Origin of the sequence: Pseudomonas sp. CCI1.1 (genome assembly GCF_034348165.1) — a bacterium.
GTDB lineage: Bacteria > Pseudomonadota > Gammaproteobacteria > Pseudomonadales > Pseudomonadaceae > Aquipseudomonas > Aquipseudomonas paracarnis.
In genome coordinates this window covers 5,806,937-5,829,157 of sequence record NZ_CP133780.1, presented here as the reverse complement: position 1 = coordinate 5,829,157, position 22,221 = coordinate 5,806,937, and the positions used below count along the sequence as shown (strand labels likewise).

The 22,221-nt window shown below is 60.7% G+C and carries 22 protein-coding genes and 1 riboswitch; of the genes, 8 read left to right on the top strand and 14 right to left on the bottom strand.

Annotated elements, in window-relative coordinates; all coding sequences use genetic code 11:
* Positions 1-2: 2 nt before the first annotated feature.
* The 5 genes from RHM69_RS26395 to RHM69_RS26375 all read right to left on the bottom strand — a co-directional run bounded on the left by RHM69_RS26395 (position 3) and on the right by RHM69_RS26375 (position 9,241).
* A complete protein-coding gene (locus RHM69_RS26395) occupies positions 3-2,732 on the bottom strand; it encodes a LuxR C-terminal-related transcriptional regulator (RefSeq protein WP_014716960.1) in 2,730 nt (909 codons plus the stop codon).
* Positions 2,733-3,061: 329 nt separating this feature from the next.
* On the bottom strand, positions 3,062-4,426 hold the full coding sequence (locus RHM69_RS26390; RefSeq protein WP_014716959.1) for a DUF1329 domain-containing protein: 1,365 nt from the start codon (positions 4,424-4,426) through the stop codon (positions 3,062-3,064).
* Positions 4,427-4,468: 42 nt separating this feature from the next.
* On the bottom strand, positions 4,469-6,328 hold the full coding sequence (locus RHM69_RS26385; protein ID WP_200599244.1) for a DUF1302 domain-containing protein: 1,860 nt from the start codon (positions 6,326-6,328) through the stop codon (positions 4,469-4,471).
* A gap of 332 nt (positions 6,329-6,660) precedes the next feature.
* Positions 6,661-8,343 carry a fatty acid--CoA ligase gene (locus RHM69_RS26380; protein WP_014716958.1) on the bottom strand — a complete coding sequence of 561 codons (1,683 nt, stop codon included), beginning with the start codon at positions 8,341-8,343 and terminating at the stop codon, positions 6,661-6,663.
* 265 nt (positions 8,344-8,608) lie between these two features.
* The gene (locus RHM69_RS26375; RefSeq protein WP_014716957.1) at positions 8,609-9,241 is read right to left on the bottom strand and encodes a LysE family translocator; all 633 of its coding nucleotides are present in this window, start codon (positions 9,239-9,241) and stop codon (positions 8,609-8,611) included.
* An 84-nt stretch (positions 9,242-9,325) separates the two neighbouring features.
* Between RHM69_RS26375 and RHM69_RS26370 the strand changes: the two genes are divergently transcribed.
* From RHM69_RS26370 to RHM69_RS26360, 3 genes are all read left to right on the top strand, one after another.
* The gene (locus RHM69_RS26370; RefSeq protein ID WP_200599257.1) at positions 9,326-10,291 is read left to right on the top strand and encodes a 2-hydroxyacid dehydrogenase; all 966 of its coding nucleotides are present in this window, start codon (positions 9,326-9,328) and stop codon (positions 10,289-10,291) included.
* A 30-nt stretch (positions 10,292-10,321) separates the two neighbouring features.
* A complete protein-coding gene (locus RHM69_RS26365; protein WP_014716955.1) occupies positions 10,322-11,320 on the top strand; it encodes a class I SAM-dependent methyltransferase in 999 nt (332 codons plus the stop codon).
* Positions 11,321-11,371: 51 nt separating this feature from the next.
* Positions 11,372-11,491, top strand: a riboswitch (yybP-ykoY riboswitch).
* Between the two features lie 88 nt (positions 11,492-11,579).
* Positions 11,580-12,164: a TMEM165/GDT1 family protein gene (locus RHM69_RS26360; RefSeq protein WP_014716954.1), complete on the top strand. Its 585-nt coding sequence runs from the start codon at positions 11,580-11,582 to the stop codon at positions 12,162-12,164.
* 231 nt (positions 12,165-12,395) lie between these two features.
* On the opposite strand, the gene RHM69_RS26355 is transcribed toward RHM69_RS26360, so the two are convergent.
* From RHM69_RS26355 to RHM69_RS26340, 4 genes are all read right to left on the bottom strand, one after another.
* Complete coding sequence (locus tag RHM69_RS26355; RefSeq protein ID WP_200599245.1) at positions 12,396-13,214, bottom strand: M48 family metallopeptidase; 819 nt, start codon at positions 13,212-13,214, stop codon at positions 12,396-12,398.
* A gap of 120 nt (positions 13,215-13,334) precedes the next feature.
* A complete protein-coding gene (locus RHM69_RS26350; RefSeq protein WP_014716952.1) occupies positions 13,335-13,955 on the bottom strand; it encodes an SOS response-associated peptidase in 621 nt (206 codons plus the stop codon).
* Positions 13,956-13,992: 37 nt separating this feature from the next.
* On the bottom strand, positions 13,993-14,253 hold the full coding sequence (locus RHM69_RS26345) for a putative signal transducing protein (protein ID WP_014716951.1): 261 nt from the start codon (positions 14,251-14,253) through the stop codon (positions 13,993-13,995).
* A gap of 32 nt (positions 14,254-14,285) precedes the next feature.
* A complete protein-coding gene (locus RHM69_RS26340; RefSeq protein WP_014716950.1) occupies positions 14,286-14,468 on the bottom strand; it encodes a CPXCG motif-containing cysteine-rich protein in 183 nt (60 codons plus the stop codon).
* A 132-nt stretch (positions 14,469-14,600) separates the two neighbouring features.
* Here RHM69_RS26340 and RHM69_RS26335 point away from each other — a divergent pair, with 132 nt between their 5' ends.
* Positions 14,601-15,764 carry a 1-acyl-sn-glycerol-3-phosphate acyltransferase gene (locus tag RHM69_RS26335; RefSeq protein ID WP_014716949.1) on the top strand — a complete coding sequence of 388 codons (1,164 nt, stop codon included), beginning with the start codon at positions 14,601-14,603 and terminating at the stop codon, positions 15,762-15,764.
* A gap of 180 nt (positions 15,765-15,944) precedes the next feature.
* Here RHM69_RS26335 and RHM69_RS26330 read toward each other — a convergent pair whose 3' ends face one another.
* Positions 15,945-16,202 carry a hypothetical protein gene (locus tag RHM69_RS26330; protein WP_014716948.1) on the bottom strand — a complete coding sequence of 86 codons (258 nt, stop codon included), beginning with the start codon at positions 16,200-16,202 and terminating at the stop codon, positions 15,945-15,947.
* Positions 16,203-16,384: 182 nt separating this feature from the next.
* Between RHM69_RS26330 and RHM69_RS26325 the strand changes: the two genes are divergently transcribed.
* Positions 16,385-16,594: a hypothetical protein gene (locus RHM69_RS26325; RefSeq protein WP_014716947.1), complete on the top strand. Its 210-nt coding sequence runs from the start codon at positions 16,385-16,387 to the stop codon at positions 16,592-16,594.
* Positions 16,595-16,654: 60 nt separating this feature from the next.
* Here RHM69_RS26325 and RHM69_RS26320 read toward each other — a convergent pair whose 3' ends face one another.
* Positions 16,655-17,239, bottom strand: coding sequence for a YajG family lipoprotein (locus RHM69_RS26320; protein ID WP_014716946.1), 585 nt, complete (start codon positions 17,237-17,239; stop codon positions 16,655-16,657).
* A 182-nt stretch (positions 17,240-17,421) separates the two neighbouring features.
* Between RHM69_RS26320 and RHM69_RS26315 the strand changes: the two genes are divergently transcribed.
* Positions 17,422-17,655, top strand: coding sequence for a hypothetical protein (locus RHM69_RS26315; RefSeq protein ID WP_014716945.1), 234 nt, complete (start codon positions 17,422-17,424; stop codon positions 17,653-17,655).
* A 728-nt stretch (positions 17,656-18,383) separates the two neighbouring features.
* Positions 18,384-19,892, top strand: coding sequence for a malate dehydrogenase (quinone) (gene mqo, locus RHM69_RS26310; RefSeq protein ID WP_014716944.1), 1,509 nt, complete (start codon positions 18,384-18,386; stop codon positions 19,890-19,892).
* Positions 19,893-20,001: 109 nt separating this feature from the next.
* On the opposite strand, the gene RHM69_RS26305 is transcribed toward mqo, so the two are convergent.
* From RHM69_RS26305 to RHM69_RS26295, 3 genes are all read right to left on the bottom strand, one after another.
* Positions 20,002-20,289, bottom strand: coding sequence for a PA4642 family protein (locus RHM69_RS26305; RefSeq protein ID WP_003188614.1), 288 nt, complete (start codon positions 20,287-20,289; stop codon positions 20,002-20,004).
* A 99-nt stretch (positions 20,290-20,388) separates the two neighbouring features.
* Positions 20,389-20,856, bottom strand: a complete 468-nt coding sequence (locus RHM69_RS26300; protein WP_020301262.1) for a WbuC family cupin fold metalloprotein — start codon at positions 20,854-20,856, stop codon at positions 20,389-20,391.
* A gap of 3 nt (positions 20,857-20,859) precedes the next feature.
* Positions 20,860-21,417: a hypoxanthine-guanine phosphoribosyltransferase gene (locus RHM69_RS26295; RefSeq protein ID WP_153838886.1), complete on the bottom strand. Its 558-nt coding sequence runs from the start codon at positions 21,415-21,417 to the stop codon at positions 20,860-20,862.
* A 164-nt stretch (positions 21,418-21,581) separates the two neighbouring features.
* Here RHM69_RS26295 and upp point away from each other — a divergent pair, with 164 nt between their 5' ends.
* A complete protein-coding gene (gene upp / locus RHM69_RS26290) occupies positions 21,582-22,220 on the top strand; it encodes a uracil phosphoribosyltransferase (RefSeq protein WP_003188608.1) in 639 nt (212 codons plus the stop codon).
* The last annotated feature ends 1 nt before the right edge of the window (position 22,221 follow it).

The window sequence follows — 22,221 nt, the reverse complement described above, 5'->3', positions numbered from 1 at the left end:
GCTCAGGCCAACAAGCCCATGGCCTTGGCCCGCGCTACTGCCTGGGTACGACGCTCCACGCCGAGCTTGCTGTTGATGTGGCTGGCGTGGGTCTTCACCGTGTGCAGAGAGATGAACAACTGGTTGCTGATTTCCTGGTTTGAACAGCCTTGGGCAATCAGTTGCAGCACCGCCAGCTCTCGGGTGCTGAGGGTTTCCTGTTGAGGTGCGGCTTCAACTGCGCTGACTTGGGGCAGCAACGCCAGCAAGCTCTGATTGAGCAGCCCATGGGAATCCTTGCCCAACTGCTCGCGCATCCACTGCGGGTAACCCTCCAACAACCGTTGAAACGGCTGCAACGCACCACCCGAACCGGCTTCCAGGGCACGGGCGAACACCGGCCTGGCCTTGGCTTCCTGGCCATTATCCAGAAGTAACTGCACCTGCTGGACCAGCGCCATCAGGGCAATCATCTGGCGCCCACTGTCATGAGCCTGCTGGGCCAGCGCTTCCAGGCGTTGCAGCGCACTGTCGGGCTGATGGCGCGTGGCATCGAGCGCGGCTTGTTGCAGCTCGATATGTTGCGGCAGGTGCGGATGAAACTCGGGGGCGGCCGCGGCGTGCTCGCCGTTGTAGGTCTGCCCCAGGCGGGCCAGCCAGGCGTCGGCCAGGTCAGTGCGCCCCTGGGCCAGCCACAACTCGCATTTGATCAGGGTGATCATCGCCAGGTAATAGATCGGCGGCACATCCCAGATGTGCATCAAGCGTTCGGCCTCGGCCAGTTCGGCAAAAGCATGGGCAAACTCCCCACGCCGCCCTTCGAAGCTGGCGATGACGCAGTGCCCGATCAGCACGCTGATATCGCGGCAAGCACGGGCCTCGGCCAGGCCGGCGCGCAAACGCGCCAGGCCGGCTTCGGGCTGGTAACGCACCAGCAGCAGGTACCCCTCGTACAGCGACAGGCGTGCGCGCACGGCATACAGGCGCTGGGGCGCCAGCCCATGCAGGCGCTCGAGGCCCTGGCGGGCTTCATCCAGGGAACGCAGGATCTCCCCCCGCGCCTGCAGCACCCGCGCCCGGTCGTAATGGGCCAAGGCTTCAAACAAGGGGTTACCGACGCGCTGCGCCAGCTCCAACGATTCGCGGTTCAGACCACGAGCGCGCCACAGGTCGGCATCGACGATCGCCAGGTTGGACAGGGTCGAGAGGCACATCAGGCGCTGGCCGTAACGCTTTGGCGGCAAGCTTTCCAACGCTTCGTTGCAATAGCGCTGGGTCAGCTCACGGTCTCCGCGCCCACGGGCAATAATCCCGCTCAGCGCCAACCATTGGGCCAACATGGATTTTTGCGCGGTGGCCGATGGCGCCGGCAGGAAGCGGCTGAGGTAGCTGGACAGCTCCTGCGCTGCATCCAATTGGCATGCGAGCCCCAGCGCCCAGCTGTACAGCACGATCAAACGCGGCGTGCTGATCAGCAGGCTGTCGGGCAAGTCCATCTTCCAGCGCAGCAGCATGCCGATGTTCTGCTCTGCCAGCAGTTGCTCTTCGGACAGGTTCTGCACCAGATTCGCCGCCACATCCAGATGCCCGGCCCGCAGCGCCTGCTCCACCGCCTCGTCGATCAAGCCCTGGGTGTTAAACCAGCGACAGGCGCGCAAGTGCAGGCTGGCCGGCGGCAAGGTGGCGCTTTTCTCGCGGCGGGTACGCAGCAGATCGGAGAACAAATGGTGATAACGGTACCAGTGCCCTTGCTCATCCAACGGCACCAGGAACACTTGATGAGCCTGCAAATAGCGCAGGATTTCTGCGCTGTCATGGGCCTCGCGGACGGCGTCGCATAATTCGCTGCAAAAACGCTCCTGAGGTGCGGTGTCATACAGGAACGCTTGCACTTCTGCGGGCAGGCAGTCGATGACTTCTTCGAGCAGGTAATCGCGAATCAGCCCTTCGCCACCGTGCAGGCTTTGCGGCAAGGCGCCCTCACTGCCGGCTTCGGAGGCCGCCAACAACCAGAAGCGCAGGCCGGCGACCCAGCCCTCGCTACGACGGATCAGGTTTTCCAACGCCTCACCGCGCAATGCATTGCCGTGTCCATCCAGCACCGCCAGGGATTCGTCATGGGTCAGGCGCAGGTCTTGCTCATGCAGTTCCAACAGGTGTCGCGACAGACGCAGGCGTGCCAGGTGCCAGTCCGGACGCTGCCGGCTGGTGACCAGCACCACCAGGCCATCAGGCAAATGATTGAGAAAAAACTGCAGGCAGCGATCCAGCACCGGGCCCTGGGCCAGGTGATAGTCATCCAGCACCAGCAATAACGGCGAACGTGCAGACAGGTGCACGGCCAGTTCGTCGAGCAGGCCATCGAGCCATTCTTCGAAGGCAAAGGGTTGGTGACGCTGGCGCATTTTCAGCAACCCCAGGGATTGGGCGCCGAGTTGCGGAAAATACTGTTGCAAGCCGTCGAGCAGCCGCTCCAGGAAACGGCCGGGGTCACTGTCACGAGGGCTCAGGCCCAACCACAGGCTTTGCCACTGGGCTGGCAAGCCCTGGCAGAACTCCACCGCCAACGAACTCTTGCCGAACCCCGCGGGCGCGCTGACCAGCAACAGTCGCCCATCAAGGCCCGCATTCAGCCGTTCGCACAGGCGCGGGCGCAGCACGTAGCCGTCAGGCAACGGGGGCCGGTAGAAGCGGCCTTCCAGCGGCGGCATCACCACACTGGCAGGCCCATGGGTTCGGGACAGATCAGTCATCGCCGGGCTCTTGTAGAAGGCTGTTGTCGGCATTGCAGATGTCCGCAGACTAGCGGTAAAAGCGGCGGGATTGTAGATCTTTGCAACAAATGGCTGAAAAAGAACTGCGACAAGAAATATCCCTTCCAGCCGCCAAGCAAGAAGCAGGAGCGAGCTTGCTCGCGAAGCACAAAAAAAACGCGCCCATCCAGGAATGATCGTTCCCACGCTCTGCGTGGGAATGCAGACTTCGACGCTGCGCGTCGACTTTTGAGGCGTGACGCAGAGCGTCACAGGAAGCACTCCCACGCAGAGCGTGGGAGCGATCATTCAGAGAGCATCAGCAGAGGTTAGCGAACACCGTCCTGGCGCAGGGCCGCTGGGGTGAAGTCGCTGGTGCTGGCGGTGAAGCCGAAGTCATAGGCCTGCTTCTCTTCGTTCTTCATGCCCAGGGCCAGGTAGCGGCCGGACTGCAGGTCGTAGAGGGTTTCCAGGGCGTACCACGGCACTTGCTTGTCGTAGTAGTTCTCGCCATGGGCCTCGGCGACGCGCCACAGTTGGCCACGACCGTCGTAGTGGTCGATCACCGCTGCCTGCCAGGTGTCTTCGTCGATGTAGAAGTCACGCTTGGCGTAGATGTGGCGCTGGCCTTCCTTCAAGGTGGCGACCACGTGCCAGACACGGCGCAGCTCGTAGCGAGCCAGGTCCTGGTTGATGTGGCCAGCCTTGATGATATCGGCGTACTTGAGCTTGGGATCGTCGATCTTGTAGCTGTTGGAGGCAATGTAGATTTCTTTCTTGCCTTCCAGCTTCCAGTCGTAGCGGTCCGGCGCACCGTTGTACATGTCGAGGTTGTCGGAGGTGCGCAGGCCATCGGCGGCAGTACCCGGCCCGTCATAGGACACTTGCGGCGCCCGACGCACACGGCGCTGCCCGGCGTTGTAGACCCAGGCCGAACGCGGTTCTTTGACCTGGTCCAGGGTTTCGTGCACCAGCAGCACACCACCGGCCAGGCGCGCTGGCGCAGTCACTTGCTGCTTGAAGTAGAACAGCACGTTGCCTGGGTTTTTCGGATCGAAGTCCTTCATCTTGTCGCGGAACACGAACTGGTCGCGGAAGTACACCAGGCTGTAGGAACCGTTGGTTTGCGGGGTGGCCTGGGTAACCAGGCGGGTCACGCTGCCACCGCGATAACGGGTGATGTGGTTCCAGATCACTTCAACGCCGCTCTTGGGAATCGGGAACGGGACGGCGGTTTCAAAGTTTTCCAGACCGTTGCCGCCGGACACCAGGTTGGTGGTGGTGGCGTTTTTCTTGATCGAGGCAAACACCTCGGCCGGCACGGTGGCGCCGCGATGGGTCGGGTACACCGGCATCTTGAAGCTGTCCGGGTAACGCTTGAACATCGCGTATTGCCCGGGGGCCAGCTTGTCTTTGTACTGCTCGACGTTCTGCGCGGTGATGGTGAACTGCGGTTGCTCGCTGGCATACGGGTTGGCGAGGAAACCACGGGCGTCGACCGCACCGGCATTGGTCGGCAATGGCGACCATTTTGGAATGGTGCCGGCCGCGTTACCGGCCATCTCGGCGCCCATCGGGGTCAGGGTCGTGCCGAGCTTGGCGGCTTCATCTGCCGAGACTGCCGCCATGACGTTACTCGCCAGGATCGACAGCCCAAGCACACCCACGTGCAACAGACTTTTTGTTATTTTCATGCTCTGGTCTTCCTGAATACATGCCACTTGAAAAGAGTGTGCTTAGAAGTTGGCGCCGAAGCTCAAGGCGACAAAGTCGCGGTCATCCACAGTGCTGAACTTGCCACCAAAGAAGTTGGTGTACGCCAGGCTCGCGGTATAGGTGTTCTGGTATTCGGCATCCAGGCCCAGGCTGACCGCCTTGCGACCTTCTTCAAAGTTGCCGCCAGGGCCTGGCGAGTAACCTTTGACGTCATGGGACCAGGCCACGTTGGGTTTGAGGTTCACGCCCGCGAACACGTCCGGGTATTCCCAGATGGCACGGGCGCGGTAGCCCCAGGACGTTGCGGTGGTATAGCCGTCGTTGTTGCAGTTGGTGTTCAGGCCAGCAGCGTTGGGCAAGCCGGCGCCGTTGGCGGTGGAGTTGTTGAGGGCGTTGCAGAACCCACCTGGCAGCGTGCCTGGGCCGAACACCGGGTCGCGGCCGTAACGAGCCTGGGATTTGCTTTCCAGGCCACCCACGTGGGTCACGCCGATTTCACCGACGGTGGTGAGGCGGCTGGCGCCCATGACCTGGTCGAAGAAGTGCGTGAAGGTGGTCTGGAACTGGGTGACCTCCTTGCGGTTGTAGCCGTGCAGGTCCTGGCCCGGCGTGCCCTTGAGCACGGACGCATTGCCAAAGCCGGGGATCGGCGTGACACCGGCGAACAGAATGTCAGTGGTGCTCAACTGCACCGGCGCATTCGGACGGTAGCTCAACTCACCGCTCCAGGCGGTGCCGGTAGGCAAGGTGGTGGAGAAGCTCAGGCCGTAGAGGCGAATATCTTCCGGGTACTCGACGAAGTAGTTCGAGCTGCCCGCCACGATCAACGGTCGCAAGGCCCCCAGTGGCCCCAGCGGACGCGTGTAGGCCGCCGATGGCGCGCCCTGCGCGCTGAAGATCGGCGCACGGCTGTGGTAGTTCATGAAGTAGGCGCCGAATTCGGTATCCAGCGGTTCGAAGTTGTAGCGCATGGCCACGCCAAACTGGCCGCTGTCGCGGGCATCACGGTCCGGCCCACGGCGCACCAGCACGCCTTCGCTGTTCACGTCCACCCCCAAGGCACCCAGGGTCGGCAGGGCGGCGGCAGGAATGGTCGAACGCTTGTTCAGTAACCGCAGGTTATTGCTGCAACCATCGGAGATCACGTCCGGCTGCGAGAAGAACGTGCCGCAGTTATCGGTCACGGTCTGGTCCCACTCCAGCTGGTAAAACGCCTCGGCCGACAGGTTGTCGGTGAGCGACTGGGACACGTAGAACATGTTCACCGGGATCAAGCCTTCCTTGATCTCGGCCCCCGGACGGCGAAACGCCGACACGTCGATCGGGTTGATGGAGTTGATGCCGCCGCCGATGAAGGTACTTTCCCCCCAGCTCACCACCTGCTTACCAAAACGCACGGAACCCGGCGCATCGGCAATCGAGTAGTTGTGGTAGACGAACGCATCGAGAATCTGCCCGCCCGAAGACTTGGCGCCTTCCTTGCGGTTGTTGTCGCTGATGTCCTTGAACGGACGGCTTTCGTCCTTGAGTTCAAAGTCGTACCAGTACTTGCCCCGCACAAACACACCGGTGTCGCCGTACTTCAGTTCCAGGTCGTGGATGCCCTTGAAGATCTTCGAGAACGTTTCGCCGCGCTTGAAGTTCAAGTGCCCGTCATCGGAGGTCTGGGACAGGCCCTTGCCGCCGTTGTTGGCACCGATCAGGTCACGATTGGGTTTGGCCGTGGACCAGCTCGCCCCCACGGAAAGCGACGAGTCAAAGCTCCCTTCGATTTCACCAATGTTGAAACTGACGCCGAATGCCGGCCCGGCGAGCGTAGAAGCGAGGCTGACGGCCAGGGGCAGTCTTGCCCGGCGCCAGAACTGGTTTACTGAGGTCATCGACGCTACTCCATGTGCATATTTTATTGTTATGGCAGTGAGCCCTTTCTTCAGATGTAACGGCCGGGATACAACGATTCCAATGCCGCATCGCCACCGAGCCTCCATGGCTCGAAGCGCAACATCCGCGAAAAACTCTGAAAGGGACTATAGCCAGAGGGGGGTAGTGCTTGATCCCTCTAAAGTGTGATTTGCATCACCAACCTGTCTGCCACAACCCTTTCGCCACGCCGACGAAGGTCGACGCGGGAAGGATGGCTGAAATTCGGCAAATCACAAGTAAAGGCTTGATATAGAGCATTGCCGCGCCCGAACGGGCGCGGCGAGAGGGTTTAGAGCGTGGACAGGAACGTGCTGTTGTTGGCCTGCCATTCGATGATGTCGACACGGATACGTTTCTTGTCGAGTTTGCCGACACTGGTCTTGGGAATTTCAGTAACAACGGCGATCTGGCTCGGGATCGCCCACTTGCTCAAATGGCCCAGCTCGACAAAAGGCTTGAGGTGTTCCTTGAGCTCTCGCGCATCGATCACATGCCCTTCACGCACCACCAACAAGGCGAAGGGCCGCTCGCCCCATTGCGGGTCGGCAATGCCCACCACCGCCACTTCCCGTACCGCCGGGTGGCGGCTGACCAGATCTTCGAGTGCCAGGGAAGAGATCCATTCGCCGCCGGTCTTGATCACATCCTTGATGCGGTCGCGGATATCAATCACACCGAAGGCATCCAGCGTGGCCACATCACCGGTGTGCAGCCAGCCACCGGCCCATAGCTCGGCGCCCTTGTGCGGCTCGTTGTAGTAACCCTCGGTCAGCCACGGCGCGCGCAGCACCAGTTCGCCCTGGGTTTCGCCATCGGCGGGTAGGAAACGACCGTCGGTGTCCATGATTGCCGCCTCGACCAACGGGCCCGGCACACCGGCCTTGATGCGGTAGGTGGTGCGCTCATCTTCGCTGCCGGCCATCAGCTCATCATTGAGGTGAGCGCAGGACACCAGCGGCCCGGTCTCGGACATGCCATACGCAGCGGTCAGCTGAATGCCACGAGCCTTGGCAGCTTCATACAGCGAACGGTTGAGGGCGCTGCCGCCGATGACGATTTTCCAGCCGCCGAAATCCACGTTCTGCGCAGCCTTGGCGTTGAGCACCATTTGCAGAATGGTCGGCACACAGTGGGAGAACGTCACCTTCTCCTTGCGCCACAGTTCCACCAGGTATTCGGGGTCGTAGCGGCCGGGGTACACCTGTTTGAGCCCGAGCATGGTCGCCACATACGGCAAGCCCCAGGCGTGTACGTGGAACATCGGCGTGATCGGCATATACACATCGTTGGTGCCCAGCAGGCGCACACTGTCGACGCTGCCCATGATGGTCGCCACGCCAATGGTGTGCAGCACCAGTTGCCGGTGGGTGAAGTACACGCCCTTGGGGTTACCGGTGGTGCCGGTGGTGTAGAAGGTGGTGGCGACCGAGTTTTCGTCGAAATCCTCGAAGTCATAGATGGGGCTGGCCGCGGCCAGCAGGGTTTCATACTCACCCACCAGGTTGGGTAGCTCGGCGGTGAGGGTGTCACCATCGGTAATCAACAAGGTCTTGTCGACGGTGGTGAGCTGCCCGGCAATGGCCTGGTAGAGCCCCACGAACTCACTGTTGACCAGCACAAAGCGGTCTTCGGCGTGGTTCATGGTGTACAGAATCTGTTCTGGCGACAGGCGCACGTTGATGGTGTGAATCACCGCGCCGATCATCGGGATGGCGAACATACACTCTAGGTAACGGTGGCTGTCCCAGTCCATCACCGCCACAGTATCACCAGCCTTGACCCCGGCTTCGGTCAGCACATTGGCCAGGCGCGCAACGCGCTCGATCAGCGTCGGGTAGCTGTAGCGCAGCTTGTCGCGGTAGATAATTTCCCGGGTCTTCTCGTAGCGAGTCCCGGACATCAACAGGCGCTTGATCAACAGCGGGTACTGGTACGCACCTTCGGCGGGCGGGATAACACGGGTCTGCAACATAAGAATCCCTTTAATGACTGCACGGTCTTGGCTTGAAGACCTGCACTGTAGAGCGCTTATGTTTCAGCCAAATCAGCCAAAGGAATGATTTGCAGGGACCAGCAAATGCTAGCGTTACGCCATTACCGAGGACCTAATGAGACCCAATGTGGGAGCGGGCTTGCTCGCGAATGCGGAGTGTCAGCCAGTATATCTTTGACTGAACCACCGCATTCGCGAGCAAGCCCGCTCCCACATTTGGACTGTGCTGACTTGAGAAAAGTGATTATTTCATGCTGGTAAAGGCCAGCTTCACCCCGATGGCAATCAACACCGCGCCCATGGTCCGATCAAACCAATGACCCATCTTTGCAAACCCGGCGCGCACGCGCTGCTGGCTGAACAACATGGCCACCAGGCAAAACCACAGGGCCGTGGCCACCGCCAGGTACACACCGTAACCAGCCTGTACCGCCAGCGGCGTGTGGGGGTTGATCACCACGGTGAACAGCGACAGGAAGAACAGCGTGGCCTTGGGGTTCAAGCCATTGGTCACAAAGCCTGCGGTAAACGCGCCGCGTGGGGTGCGCTCGCCCGCTTCACGGTGCAACTCGCCCTCGGCTGCAGGCTTGGCCGGCTGAGCGCGCAGGGCCTTGAAGCCGATGTACAGCAGGTACGCGGCTGCGGCCCACTTCAACGCATTGAACAGCACAATAGACTGGGACACGATCAAGCCGATACCCAGCAACGAGTAACCCACATGCAGGAAAATCGCCGAACCGACACCCAAGGCCGTCCAGGTTCCGGCACGGCGGCCGTGGGTCACGCTTTCACGCACCACCACGGCGAAATCCGGGCCGGGGCTCGCCACTGCCAACAAGTGAATCAAGGCTACGGTCAAAAACTCGGCGACGTACATGCTCACTCCATTAAGTAACTGATTATTTCATCTGATAGGCTCGGCAGATTACGCCTTCGAACCTCGTCGCAAAAGGTACAGTTGATCATGAACAATCGCCGCGCCGTCTTCCTCGACCACCCTTCCCTGGACTTGGGCGACCTCGACCTCAGCGGTTTGCATGACTGCTTCAGCCAGCTTCAGTTGTTTGAACAGACCACGCCAGAAAATGTGCTGGAGCGCTTGCAGGGCGCCCAAGTCGCCATCAGCAATAAAATCCCGCTCACGGCGCAAACCCTGGCCGCCTGCCCCGAGCTCAAACTGATCCTGGTGTCGGCCACTGGCACCAACAATATCGACCTTGAAGCGGCCCGCGCCCACGGCATCACCGTGAGCAACTGCCAGGGCTATGGCACGCCGTCGGTGGCACAACATACGATCATGCTGCTGCTCAACCTCGCCACGCGCTTGAAGGACTATCAACAGGATGTGGCCGCTGGCAAATGGCAGCAGGCCAAACAGTTTTGCCTGCTGGACCATCCGATCGTCGAACTGGAAGGCAAAACCCTCGGCCTGCTCGGCCACGGTGAATTGGGCAGTGCCGTGGCACGCCTGGCTGAAGCGTTCGGCATGCGCGTGGTGCTCGGCGCGATACCTGGGCGCCCTGCCCGCGCCGACCGTGTGCCGCTGGACGAATTGCTGCCCCAGGTCGATGCGCTGACCCTGCATTGCCCACTCAATGAACACACCCGCGACTTTATCGGCGCTCGTGAACTGGCGCTGCTCAAGCCCGGCGCGTTTATCGTCAACACCGCACGCGGTGGCTTGATCAATGAACAGGCCCTGGCCGACGCGCTGCGCAGTGGTCATCTTGGCGGCGCGGCGACTGACGTGTTGAGTGTCGAGCCGCCAGTCACTGGTAATCCGCTGCTGGCGGGAAACATTCCACGCTTGATCGTCACGCCCCACAACGCCTGGGGCAGTCGCGAAGCGCGGCAGCGCATCGTCGGCCAGCTCACGGAAAACGCCCAGGGCTTTTTCAACGGCACCCCGCTGCGCGTCGTCAGTTGATAAACTGCGCCCCTTTTCAAGGAGCAGACTATGGATCCGCGCAGTGAAGTACTGCTTCGCCAGGCCGAACTTTTTCAAGGCAACCTGCTGCTCGTAGGTTTGCCTGCCGACGATTTGCTTGGGCGCCTGCCCAATGCCCACGGCTGGTGCTGGCATGCCGGTGACCAGGCGGCGCTCGATGCGCGCTTCGCCGAACGCAGCCAGTTTGGCGTGACGGTGCCCGAGCGCGCCTTTGATGCGGCGGTGATTTTCCTGCCCAAGTCCAAAGACCTCACCGACTACCTGCTCAACGCCGTGGCCGCGCGCCTGCCTGGCGCTGAGCTGTTTCTGGTGGGCGAGAAAAAGGGGGGTATCGAAAGCGCCGCCAAACAGATGGTTCCGTTCGGCAAACCGCGCAAGCTCGATAGTGCACGGCATTGCCAGCTGTGGCAGGTCACCGTCGCCAACGCGCCGCACGCCGTGGAGCTTGAGAGCCTGGCACAGGTCTTCGACGTACCGCTGGCCGAAGGCCCGCTGAAGGTGGTGAGCTTGCCAGGGGTGTTCAGCCATGGTCGCCTGGACCGCGGCACCGAGTTGTTGCTGGAGCACTTGGACAAGCTGCCCAGCGGCAACCTGCTCGATTTCGGTTGCGGCGCCGGGGTGTTGGGGGCTGCGGTCAAACGCCGCTACCCGCATAACACCGTGACGATGCTGGATGTGGATGCCTTCGCCGCCGCCAGCAGTCGCCTGACGCTGGCAGCGAACGGCCTGGAAGCTGATGTGTTGACCGGTGACGGCATCGACGCCGCGCCCATGGGTTTGAACGCGATTTTGAGCAATCCGCCGTTCCATGTCGGCGTGCACACCGATTATTTCGCCACGGAGAACCTGCTGCGAAAAGCGGCGAAACACCTGGCAAAAGGTGGCGAACTTCGCCTGGTCGCCAATAGTTTCCTGAAGTACCAGCCACTGATCGAAGAGCATTTGGGCATCTGCGCAATCAAGGCCGAAGGCAATGGTTTTCGCATTTACCGCGCCAAGCGTCCCTGACGGAGGTTTGAAAAAGAACGCTTGCCGAATGGGTTTTGCCTAGGCAGAATCCGCAGCGTCCTAGGGGAGTAGTCTCCCACGAGCGCCATGCTCGTCCGGCATACGTCAACATACTTGGTCAGCAGACCATGGCGTATGCGACCCAGGAGTCCGCACAGACGGACCGGGGTTTGACAAGACCTATGACACGCACACCTTACCCGGGGCGGGAAGGCTGTACGTGTCATAGCCGTGTCGACCCGCCCCTGGAAACTACCTGATGCTGGATTCACTACTCGTTCCTACCGCAATCGTTGCCTTGGCCGAAATCGGCGACAAGACGCAACTGCTCGCACTCATCCTTGCTGCGCGCTTTCGCAAGCCCTGGCCGATCATCGCCGGTATCGTCGCCGCGACCCTGGCCAACCATGCGGCGGCCGGTGCCGTGGGCGCCTGGTTCGGGAGTTTCTTCTCGGATGCGGTGCTGCACTGGATCCTCGCCGCGAGCTTCTGCGCCACGGCGCTGTGGACCCTGGTGCCGGACAAACTCGATGATGACGAAGCCAGTACCACCCGTAAGTTCGGGCCCTTCCTGACCACCTTGATTGCATTCTTCCTCGCCGAAATCGGTGACAAGACCCAGATCGCCACGGTGATGCTGGCGGCGCAATACCCGGAACTTTGGCTGGTGATTATCGGTACCACCCTGGGCATGTTGATTGCCAACGTTCCGGTGGTGCTGGCGGGGAATTTTGCCGCGGAGAAGCTGCCGCTGACCTTGATTCGTCGCTTGGCGGCTACGGCGTTCTTCGTGCTGGCGATTATTGCGGTGTACAAGGCCATGCAGAGCAGCGGCTGGCTGTAAACCGATCAGGGCGGGAGGAGCGGGCTTGCCCGCGATAGCGGCGTATCAGTCACTGAATCTGTTGCTGAACGGGCGTTATCGCAGGCAAGCCAGCTCCCACAGTGGTCCAGAATCAGCGCCTGGCATAGGACCCTGTGGGAGCGGGCTTGCCCGCGAAGGCGAGGTATCAGTCACTGAATGAGTCACTGCAACACCGCATTCGCGAGCGAACTCGCTGCCACAGGGCGTCGATCAGGACTTCTTGGCCTGCTGGTAGAGCGGCATTACCTTCGGAATCGCCGCCTGCAAGGACGCGATGCGGCTGTCGGAAGCCGGGTGCGTGCTCATGAATTCCGGCGGTGCGCCTTCCGAAGCCTTGGCCATCTTGCTCCACAAGGTGATGGCCGCGTTCGGGTTGTAACCAGCGCGGGCGGCCAGTTCCAGGCCGATCAGGTCGGCTTCGTTTTCATTGCTGCGGCTGTTGGGCAAGGTCATGCCGTAGTTGGCCACGGTATCGGCCAGTGCCAGGCTGTCCTGGCCGAGACCGAATATTGCCCCGGCGCCCTGCTTGGCCATCTGGATACCGTAAGCCTTGGACATGGCTTCTCGGCCGTGCTCACGCAAGGCGTGGGCGATTTCATGGCCCATCACGGCGGCCAGTTCGTCATCGGTGAGCTTGAGGTTGTCGATCAAGCCGCTGTACACCAGGATCTTGCCGCCAGGCCCGCAGTTGGCGTTCATCTCATCGCTTTTGATCAGGTTAACATCCCAGTTCCACTGGGCCGCATCCGCGCGGAAAGTCGGAGCCTGGGCGATCAGGCGCTTGGCAATGGCCTGCACGCGCTTGGCGTTGGCGCTGGTCTTGTCCAACACCCCTTTGCTGCTGGCTTCACCCAGGGTCTGCTGATAAGACTGGGCATACATCTGGTCGACTTCCTGGCTCGACAGCATGCTGAACATGTACTGCTTGCGCTCCACCCCAACGGCGCCGCCGCTGGTGGTATTGACCGACTGACAACCCGCCAGCAGCATCGCTGCAACCAAACCGCTTACCACCAATGACTTCTTCATGAACACGCTCCCTGAAAACATGGCGCGTATCGTAGGCGGTCATTGGTATCTGCGCCAGATACACCAGACGTTTAACCGCTGAATTTCAGATACATCCGAACGCGACCGGACTGGCAAAGCTCACGCCGGGGTCAGGCACTCGGGCCCATTGAGCTTCGGATCGTTGACCATATTGGCCAGCACCCGCTCGCGCAGCACGGCAGGCTCAGCCGCCAGCAGGCTCTGCAATACATGCAGCGGTGTCTCGGGGTCGAGCCAGGCGGCCTGCGCTGCCGCGTCCAGGATCAATGGCCGGCGCTGACTTTGCGCCGCTTGGGTAACCACCGCCGTACTCAGCCATACCTGCTCCTGCACCGGATACGCTTCCCACACTGCGGCAAAGAACAACGTGGAGCCCTCCCCCGGCGTGAGCCAATACGGGCGCTTGCGCTGGGTGCCGCGCCATTCGTAGAAACCGTTGGCCGGCAGCAGGCAGCGGCGCTGGCGGAACGCTTCACGGAACATCGGTTGTTCGGCCAGGGTTTCGGCGCGGGCATGGGCTGGGGTACGCGACAGGTCTGTCAGCCAAGGCGGCGTAAGGCCCCAACGGGCACGCGCCAGGGTGAGCTGGCCTTCGCTCAGGCGCTGGATCAGTACCGAATCATTGGGGGAAATGTTCCACTGGGCCTGCTGATCCGCGGGGAAGCCGGGCAAGGCAGCAAAGGCAGGGTTCCAGCGAAACAGGGCATAACGTCCACACATGGGGCAACACGACTCTTGGGGTAAACCGACCGACAGCCTAACAGACCAATACGTCGGGGAAGCTGTCGGGTTCGTCGCCGGGCAACGGTTGCGCGCCGATATAGGCAGTGATCAGCTCGCGGGCAACAGCCGCCTGATCGTTATCGACCTCCAGCCCCAGCAAGCCGAAGATCGGCAACTCGCCCGTGCCGCCGAGCAGGTGGCGCCCCACCAGATGCGCCTCGATGCCTTCACTGGCAAGCATCTGCTGCAGCAACTCGCCCTCCATCAGGTTTTCCGGTTCGTAGACTCGCTGCATGGGCGTACCTTTTTATTCGTTCCCGCTGCGCATTATTCATTTTCGCTGCGGGTTTCAAGCATCCACTCTTCACCATGAACTTGCAGGTCGAATGTGATCGGCCGGCAACACACTTGGCAGTCTTCTATATAGGTCTGGTCACCACCGGACAAATCCACCGTTGTCTCGACCTCTTCGCCACAATAAGGACAATCGTACAGCGCAGTTTCGAGCATCGCAGTCTCCCAGGTGACTTGTGCGTATAATCGCCGGTCTATTTACAGGGCTATTCTTGGCCGGCCCCTTATTCGGACCGCACCCTGACATTTCCTTTTACTTACCCTAGCCGTTTCTAACAAGAGAGCATGATGGGCGAATTCGATACCATCCGACCTTACAACGACAGCGAAGTCCCGGCAGTGCTGGCGCGCCTGTTCAGTGACAAGGCCTTTCTGGACATCCTGACCCACTTCCGCTTCCCGCGCTTTGCAGGCGCCCTGGGCTGGCTGCTCAAGCCAATGATCGCGCGCAAACTGCGCCGTGAGTTCGCTGGCGTCACCACCGTGGCCACGCTGCAGGACAAGGTCGAGTACTACGTTGACCACACCATTGACCGGGCGACCGACGGCGTGACCTATACCGGCGTCGAGCAACTGAAATCCGGCACCGCCTACCTGTTCCTGGCCAACCACCGCGACATCGTGATGGATCCGGCCTTCGTCAACTACGCCGTGTACCACGCCGGCCTGCCGACGCCGCGCATCGCCATCGGCGACAACCTGCTGCAAAAGCCGTTTGTCAGCGACCTGATGCGCTTGAACAAGAGCTTCATCGTGCACCGTTCGATCACCGGGCGAAAGGAGAAGATGGCGGCTTACAACCTGCTGTCGGCCTACATCAACCATTCGATCCGCAACGACTGCCAGTCGATCTGGATTGCCCAGGCTGAAGGCCGGGCCAAGGATGGCGATGACCGTACCGAATCGGCGATCCTCAAGATGTTCCACGTCAGCCGCAAGGACGAGCCATTTGCCGAGGTCATCCAGTCGTTGAACCTGACGCCGGTGTCCATCAGCTACGAGTACGACCCTTGCGATGCCGCCAAAGCCCGCGAGTTGTATATCCGCGCCACCACCGGTACCTACAGCAAGGCACCGGGCGAGGATGATGTGAGCATTGCCCTGGGCATTACCGGCTATAAAGGCCGGGTGCACGTGAACTTTGCGCCGCCGATCACCGAGCGTTTCGAAGACACCAAGCTGCTGGCCGTGGAAATGGACCGGCAGATCCTGGGCGGCTATCGGTTGTTCCCGGTGCACTACCTGGCATATGCGCAGTGGAGTGACGCCGACCCGCAATTGCAGGTGCCCAAGGCGGCGGACGTATTCCCTGCCGATGAGCTGGCCAAGGCCAAGGCGGAATGGGAGCGGCGCTTGAACGAGTGCCCGGCGGAGCACCGGCCTTATCTGGTGGTGCAGTATGCGACGCCGGTACGCAACCAATACCGAGTCAAGGCTGGGATCCCTCTATAAACACCCAACCCAAATATGTGAGCCCACAGGGGATATGGGGCAGGCGCTGATTCTGTGGGCAGTACATGGCCAGTGTGGGAGCTGGCTTGCCTGCGATAGCGGTGGGTCAGTTAAAGATTCAGCGGCTGATACACCGCCTTCGCGGGCAAGCCCGCTCCCACATTTGGTTTTGCAGTGGAATTAGAAGTGGGTGCTGAGCCAGGAGATGGCCAGGGCCAGGCCAAGGCAAGCAAAACCGACGCGGTACGCCAGGCGATGCGCCCGTTCGGTGCGTGTATCCAGAAACAGCATCGGCTGGTCGATAGCGCGCTCTTCGCTGCGCAGGGCCAGGTCGGCCATCGCACGCTGTGCATGCAGGCGGGTGATGAACAGCACCCAGGCGCCCGAGCAGGCAACCAACAGGGCAACAATATTAATGAGCAGTGCGGGCAGCGCCATCGCAAACCTCGGTGAACCAGTGTTCGGGTATCAGTCCAGATACACACCTGAACGACAGTCGCCTCCTGCGCCTTTAATGCTCCTTCCCCATGGACGGCTAATGTATCCAGTAATTTACGCCGTCACCTGAACGTCACCTTAACAAGCCACTCTGTTGCCCTTCGACGCTTGAGGAGCTTGTCATGCTGCATGCGCAAAACCAGGATCGGCTGTATCTGATCGCCCAGAGCGATGAACAGGAGGCGCTGATCGGCAGCCTCGCGTTCAACGTTCAGGACCGCCATTGGCTGGTGTATTGCGCCCTCGGCGGGCACCAGCATGCCGATCTGCCGGAGCTGGATGTACTCACCGGCGTGAGCATGCTGGACTTTTATGTCGATACGGCGGCATGACAAAACCACAGGCATAAAAAAACCGGGCTCAGCGATGAGCCCGGTTTTTTTGTGAGCGGCTTATTGCGCGCTGAGCAGTTGGCCGATGCTTGGGTCCTTGAACAGGCGGGTCAGGGCATCGCTGAGCACGTCGCTGACCAGCTTGGTGTTGGTTTCCTGGTTGGGCGACATGCCGAAACGCTGGTTGAGCGAGGCGGCGTAGCGGCCACTGTAACGGCGGGTGCCGGCACTGACGTCAGACTTGAAGGTGGCGCCGATGGAAGCCTCGGTCACATACAGGCCATCTTTGGGCGACTGGTATTTAAGCTCGGCCAGGGTCACGGTCAGTTGTGGTACGCCTGGCGAGTTGGTCGGCGTAAAGCCCAACAAACGCACAGCAGCTTCAGCCTGGGCCTGCAACTTGGGCAGCACATCCTGGCCGGTCACCGAAATCAGTGCGGTCTCCGGGTACAGGCCGCCACGCGAGCCCAGGGTCGGCGACGGACGACCGTCGACCACGCGCACCGACACCGGCTGGCCATGGCCTACCGCAGCCAACGGCGCAGTGACTTTAGGTTGCGGGCTGAGTTGTTGCGGGCTGTTGGCGCAGCCGACAAGGGTCAAACTGGTCACAGTGATCAAACCGAACAACAGGCGTTGCAACATCGCATTTCTCCAGGACTAGGTGCAGACAGGTCGCCAGTATAACGGTGCACGCGCGCCACTCACCAGCGATCCTGAACGACGACTGAAGCCCCGGTGCAAATTACAAATTCGCATAAATTCGTCACCCCAGTGTCATGCCACACTGGCAACCTTCAAGCATGTAACACACCAGGTACACAGCCATGCGCCTTCTCAAGACCCTGTTCATGTCACACACCCGCCATCGTCACTTTGCCTTGCTCGATGCCAAAGGCCATTGCCAGGCATTCAAGCAGTGCAGCCTGCCGCCCGTCGGTGAAGGCTGGGTGGAAGTGACCGAGACTCACCTGGGCTGGATGCACCGCCCACTGCCGGCCAGCGCCCGGGTCAGCCCGCAGGTTTTTCGCGCACAACATCGGCAAGCGTTGGCCTCCTGACCGGGACCCGAATAAAAGTCATAAAACACGCCCATTTCCTTGGCGTTCTTCGCTACAATCTCCCCCCGATTATAAGGACGTCTCCTGATCGGGCCCCGCAGCATCGTTAATGCCCAGGCATTAGCCCCCAAAATCGCCCACAGAGAGCCGCCCACACAGATCGAGTGAAGCTGGCGTGCTTGCTGTTTCCTTTGCAAACCACCCCGTCTTTTATCGAATCTGCCAGAGCTGCCATTGCGCTCGGCCACTTGAGTTGTTTGCCCGTTTTGCCGCGTGTCGGCAGAGGTTTACGGGCCAGGTGCCAGGCTGGGGCAGCCCTTTTTTGAGGTTCACGTCTTCAAAAGAGCGTGAAAAAACGGGTTTTCACAACTTCACAAGAGTGTGGCGAGCAAATGAATAGTTTGGCGTTTGTACAAGCACCATCAGCGTCTGGGTCAGCCCAATTACACAGGATCGAGCACGCCTCAAAAACCGGAGCTTGAGCCTGTCCGCTACGGATTGGTTGCACGAATCGCACGCTTTGACCATAAGTCGAATTGCCACAGGCGCCCATGAATGCGTTCATAGGCAGATTAGCCCGGCAGGAAGCGTGTGCTGAAGTTGCAAAGAATTGCGAAACGGACATGGCGATCCTGGCCATGGGTAACCTGGGGCAACACGTGAATCGCCCCGTCACTCCTGGCAGCCATGCCGTCAATTTGGTGCTGCAGATTTTGGAGACGCGTTAAATGGCGCATAACGAAGCAGTCGACGTAGTACTGGTAGGGGCCGGCATCATGAGTGCCACCCTGGCCGTACTGCTCAAAGAGCTCGACCCCAGCCTCACGCTGGAAGTCGTTGAGCTGATGGACTCGGGTGCCGCGGAGAGTTCCAACCCGTGGAACAACGCCGGCACCGGCCATGCCGGGCTGTGTGAGCTGAACTACACGCCACAGGCCGCCGATGGTTCCATCGACATCAAGAAAGCCGTGCACATCAACACCCAGTTCGAGGTGTCGAAGCAGTTCTGGGCTTACCTGACCAAGAAAGGCACCTTTGGCTCGTCCAAGTCGTTCATCAGCCCGGTGCCGCACCTGAGCTTCGTGCAGGGCGACAAAGGCGTGTCCTTCCTCAAGAAGCGCTTTGAGACCCTCAGCCAGCACCACGCGTTTTCGGACATGCACTACACCGAAGACCGCAGCGAAATGGCCGAGTGGATGCCGTTGATGATGCCGGGCCGCCCGCTCGACGAGAAAATCGCCGCCACCCGCGTGATGAACGGCACCGACGTCAACTTTGGCGCCCTGACCAATCAGCTGCTCAGCCACCTGACCAGTTCGCCAGACGCCCAGGTCAAGTACTGCAAGCGCGTAACCGGCCTCAAGCGCAACGGCGCAGGCTGGACCGTGAGCATCAAGGACGTCAACAGCGGTAACAGCCGCGACGTCGATGCCAAGTTCGTGTTCCTCGGCGCTGGCGGTGCGGCGCTGCCGTTACTGCAGGCTTCGGGCATCGAAGAGAGCAAAGGCTTCGGCGGCTTCCCGGTGAGCGGCCAGTGGCTGCGTTGCGACAACCCGGAAGTGGTCAAGCAGCACCAGGCCAAGGTCTACAGCCAGGCTGCCGTGGGCTCGCCGCCGATGTCCGTGCCGCACCTGGACACCCGCGTGGTGGATGGCAAGAAATCCCTGCTGTTCGGGCCATACGCCGGTTTCACCACCAAGTTCCTCAAGCACGGCTCGTTCCTTGACCTGCCGATGTCGATTCGCGCCGGCAACATCGGCCCGATGCTGGCCGTGGCCCGCGACAACATGGACCTGACCAAGTACCTGGTCAGCGAAGTGCGCCAGTCCATGGAACAGCGCCTGGAATCCCTGCGTCGCTTCTACCCCGAGGCGAAAGCCGAAGACTGGCGCCTGGAAGTGGCCGGCCAGCGCGTGCAGATCATCAAGAAAGACCCGAAGAAAGGCGGCGTGCTGCAGTTCGGCACCGAACTGGTCGCGGCCAAGGACGGTTCGCTTGCGGCACTGCTGGGCGCGTCTCCAGGCGCTTCGGTCACGGTCTCGATCATGCTGGAGCTGATCGAGCGCTGCTTCCCGGAGAAAGCCGCCGGCGAATGGGCTACCAAGCTGCATGAGATCTTCCCGGCACGCGAGAAAGTGCTGGAGACGGACGCCGAGCTGTATCGCAAGCTCAACACGCAGAACAACATCAGCCTGGAGCTGGTGGAGCAAAGCAACGAGGCTGAAAGCTACGCGTGAGGTCGTGACGCAGAGCGTCACAGAATGCATTCCCACGCAGAGCGTGGGAACGAGCGCGAAACGCCCCGGCCTCTCATGAGGCCGGGGCGTTTTTTTGTGGCTCGGATAATCAGCCGCGGGCGTTGTCGATCAGCTCGATGTATTCGGCGGCGTTGCGCTGGTCTTTGATCAGGTCGACGAAGGTCTGGCCATGCTCGTCCTTGCCGTCCAGGTCCAGGCCTGCTTCTTTGAAAAAGCCCAGGAAACGCTCGAAGTCGTCGATACGCAGGCCGCGATAGGCCTTGATCAGTTTGTGCAGGGACGGCGACGTCGCATCAACCGGCTCGAAGTCCAGGAACAACTTGATCTGGTCGTCACCGATTTCGTCGCCAATCACCTGTTTCTTATCTTTACGCATTACCGACTCCAGCCTGCAGACATTTACACGGGGCTTGAAGTCTACCTGCGCGACGCCGGCTTCGAAAGCGGTGAGAAAGCAATGTGGGACGGGGCTTGCTCAGTCGAACTGGGCAAGCATCCAGCGATGATACTCAGCCATACCTGCCTCGCCTTCACGGGGAGCCCAGTCGGCCAGCTCACCCTCACCCACAGCGCGGTAAGGGCCAGCCTTGCACTCAAACATCACGCTGTCCGGCTCAAGCACTACCAGGCCATGGAACACGCCGGGCGACAGGTCGACGCCCTGGCATTCCCCGCCCGCTTCCAACACACGCGTGCTCAACACTTCCCCCGTCTCGCTGAAAATCAGGATTCCCAGACGCCCTTTGAGCACCAGCAACGTCTCCGCCTTATCGGCACTCAGGTGACGGTGAGGCTGTACATAGGTGCTGGGCTGCAAACCCACCGCCATGCGATGACAAGGCTCTTGCATCTCATGGAAGTTAACGTTTTGACGACCACGGGGATTGGCGGCCGCTTTCTCGGCCAACTCGGCAAACAGCGTCTGATCAAGAAAGCGGGCCATCGATTACATTCCTTTAACGGCGTAGATGCCATTGGCATTACGCCAGTAGCCCTTGTAGTCCATGCCATACCCGAAGATATAACGGTCGACGCACGGCAACCCGACAAAGTCGGCTTTCAGCTCTGGGCGCGCCTTGCGGTCGTGGTCTTTGTCGATCAGCACGGCGGTGTGCACTTTGCGTGCGCCGGCATGTTTGCAGAAATCGATGATAGCGCCCAGGGTGTGACCTTCATCGAGAATGTCATCGATGATCAACACATCGCGGTCGATGAACGACACTTCCGGCTTGGCCTTCCAGAACAAGTCGCCGCCGCTGGTCTCATTGCGATAGCGGGTGGCGTGCAGGTAAGAGGCTTCCAGCGGGAACTGCAGGTGAGTCAGCAATTTACCGGCGAAGATCAGGCCACCGTTCATCACGCAGAAGACCACCGGGTTGGTGTCGGCCATTTCGCGGGTGATGTGCTCGCCGACCTTGGCGATTGCTGCTTCGACCTGCGCTTCGGTGTACAGGCAGTCAGCCTCGTGCATGATTTGACGGATATGCTCGAGATCAGCAGACATGGCGCTCTCCAAGGGGGTGCTGTGGCAAGAAAAGCGGGCGAAGGTACGCTTCTCGTGCGCTCCAATCAAGCCTTTATGGACTAACGTACTTGATGTCTATAGGACAACACCCTCGGATAGATTAATCTAGGCCGGTTTTTTTGCCCGCCGCCGGAGCCTTTCCTATGCCCACTCGCGAGATCCGCCACCCGCTGATCCGACACAAACTCGGCCTTATGCGCCGTGCCGACATTAGCACGAAGAACTTCCGTGAGCTTGCTCAGGAAGTCGGAGCGTTGCTCACTTACGAAGCCACCAAGGATTTGCCCTTGGAAACCTACGAGATCCCCGGTTGGGCCGGTCCCGTACAGGTGGAGAAAATCGCCGGTAAGAAAATTACCGTCGTCCCTATCCTGCGCGCCGGTATCGGCATGCTTGAAGGTGTACTCAGCCTGATTCCGGGCGCCAAGGTCAGCGCCGTGGGCGTGGCCCGCAATGAAGAAACGCTGCAGGCCCACACCTACCTGGAAAAACTCGTCCCGGAAATCAACGAGCGCCTGGCCATGATCATCGACCCGATGCTCGCCACCGGCAGTTCCATGGTCGCCACCATCGACCTACTGAAAAAAGCCGGTTGCCGGGACATCCGCGCCATGGTGCTGGTGGCCGCGCCCGAAGGCATCGCCGCCGTCGAGAAGGCCCATCCGGATGTACAGATCTACACCGCATCCATCGATGAGCGCCTGAATGAACACGGCTACATTATCCCGGGCCTGGGCGATGCCGGTGACAAGATCTTCGGCACCAAGCAGAAGGACGCGTGAG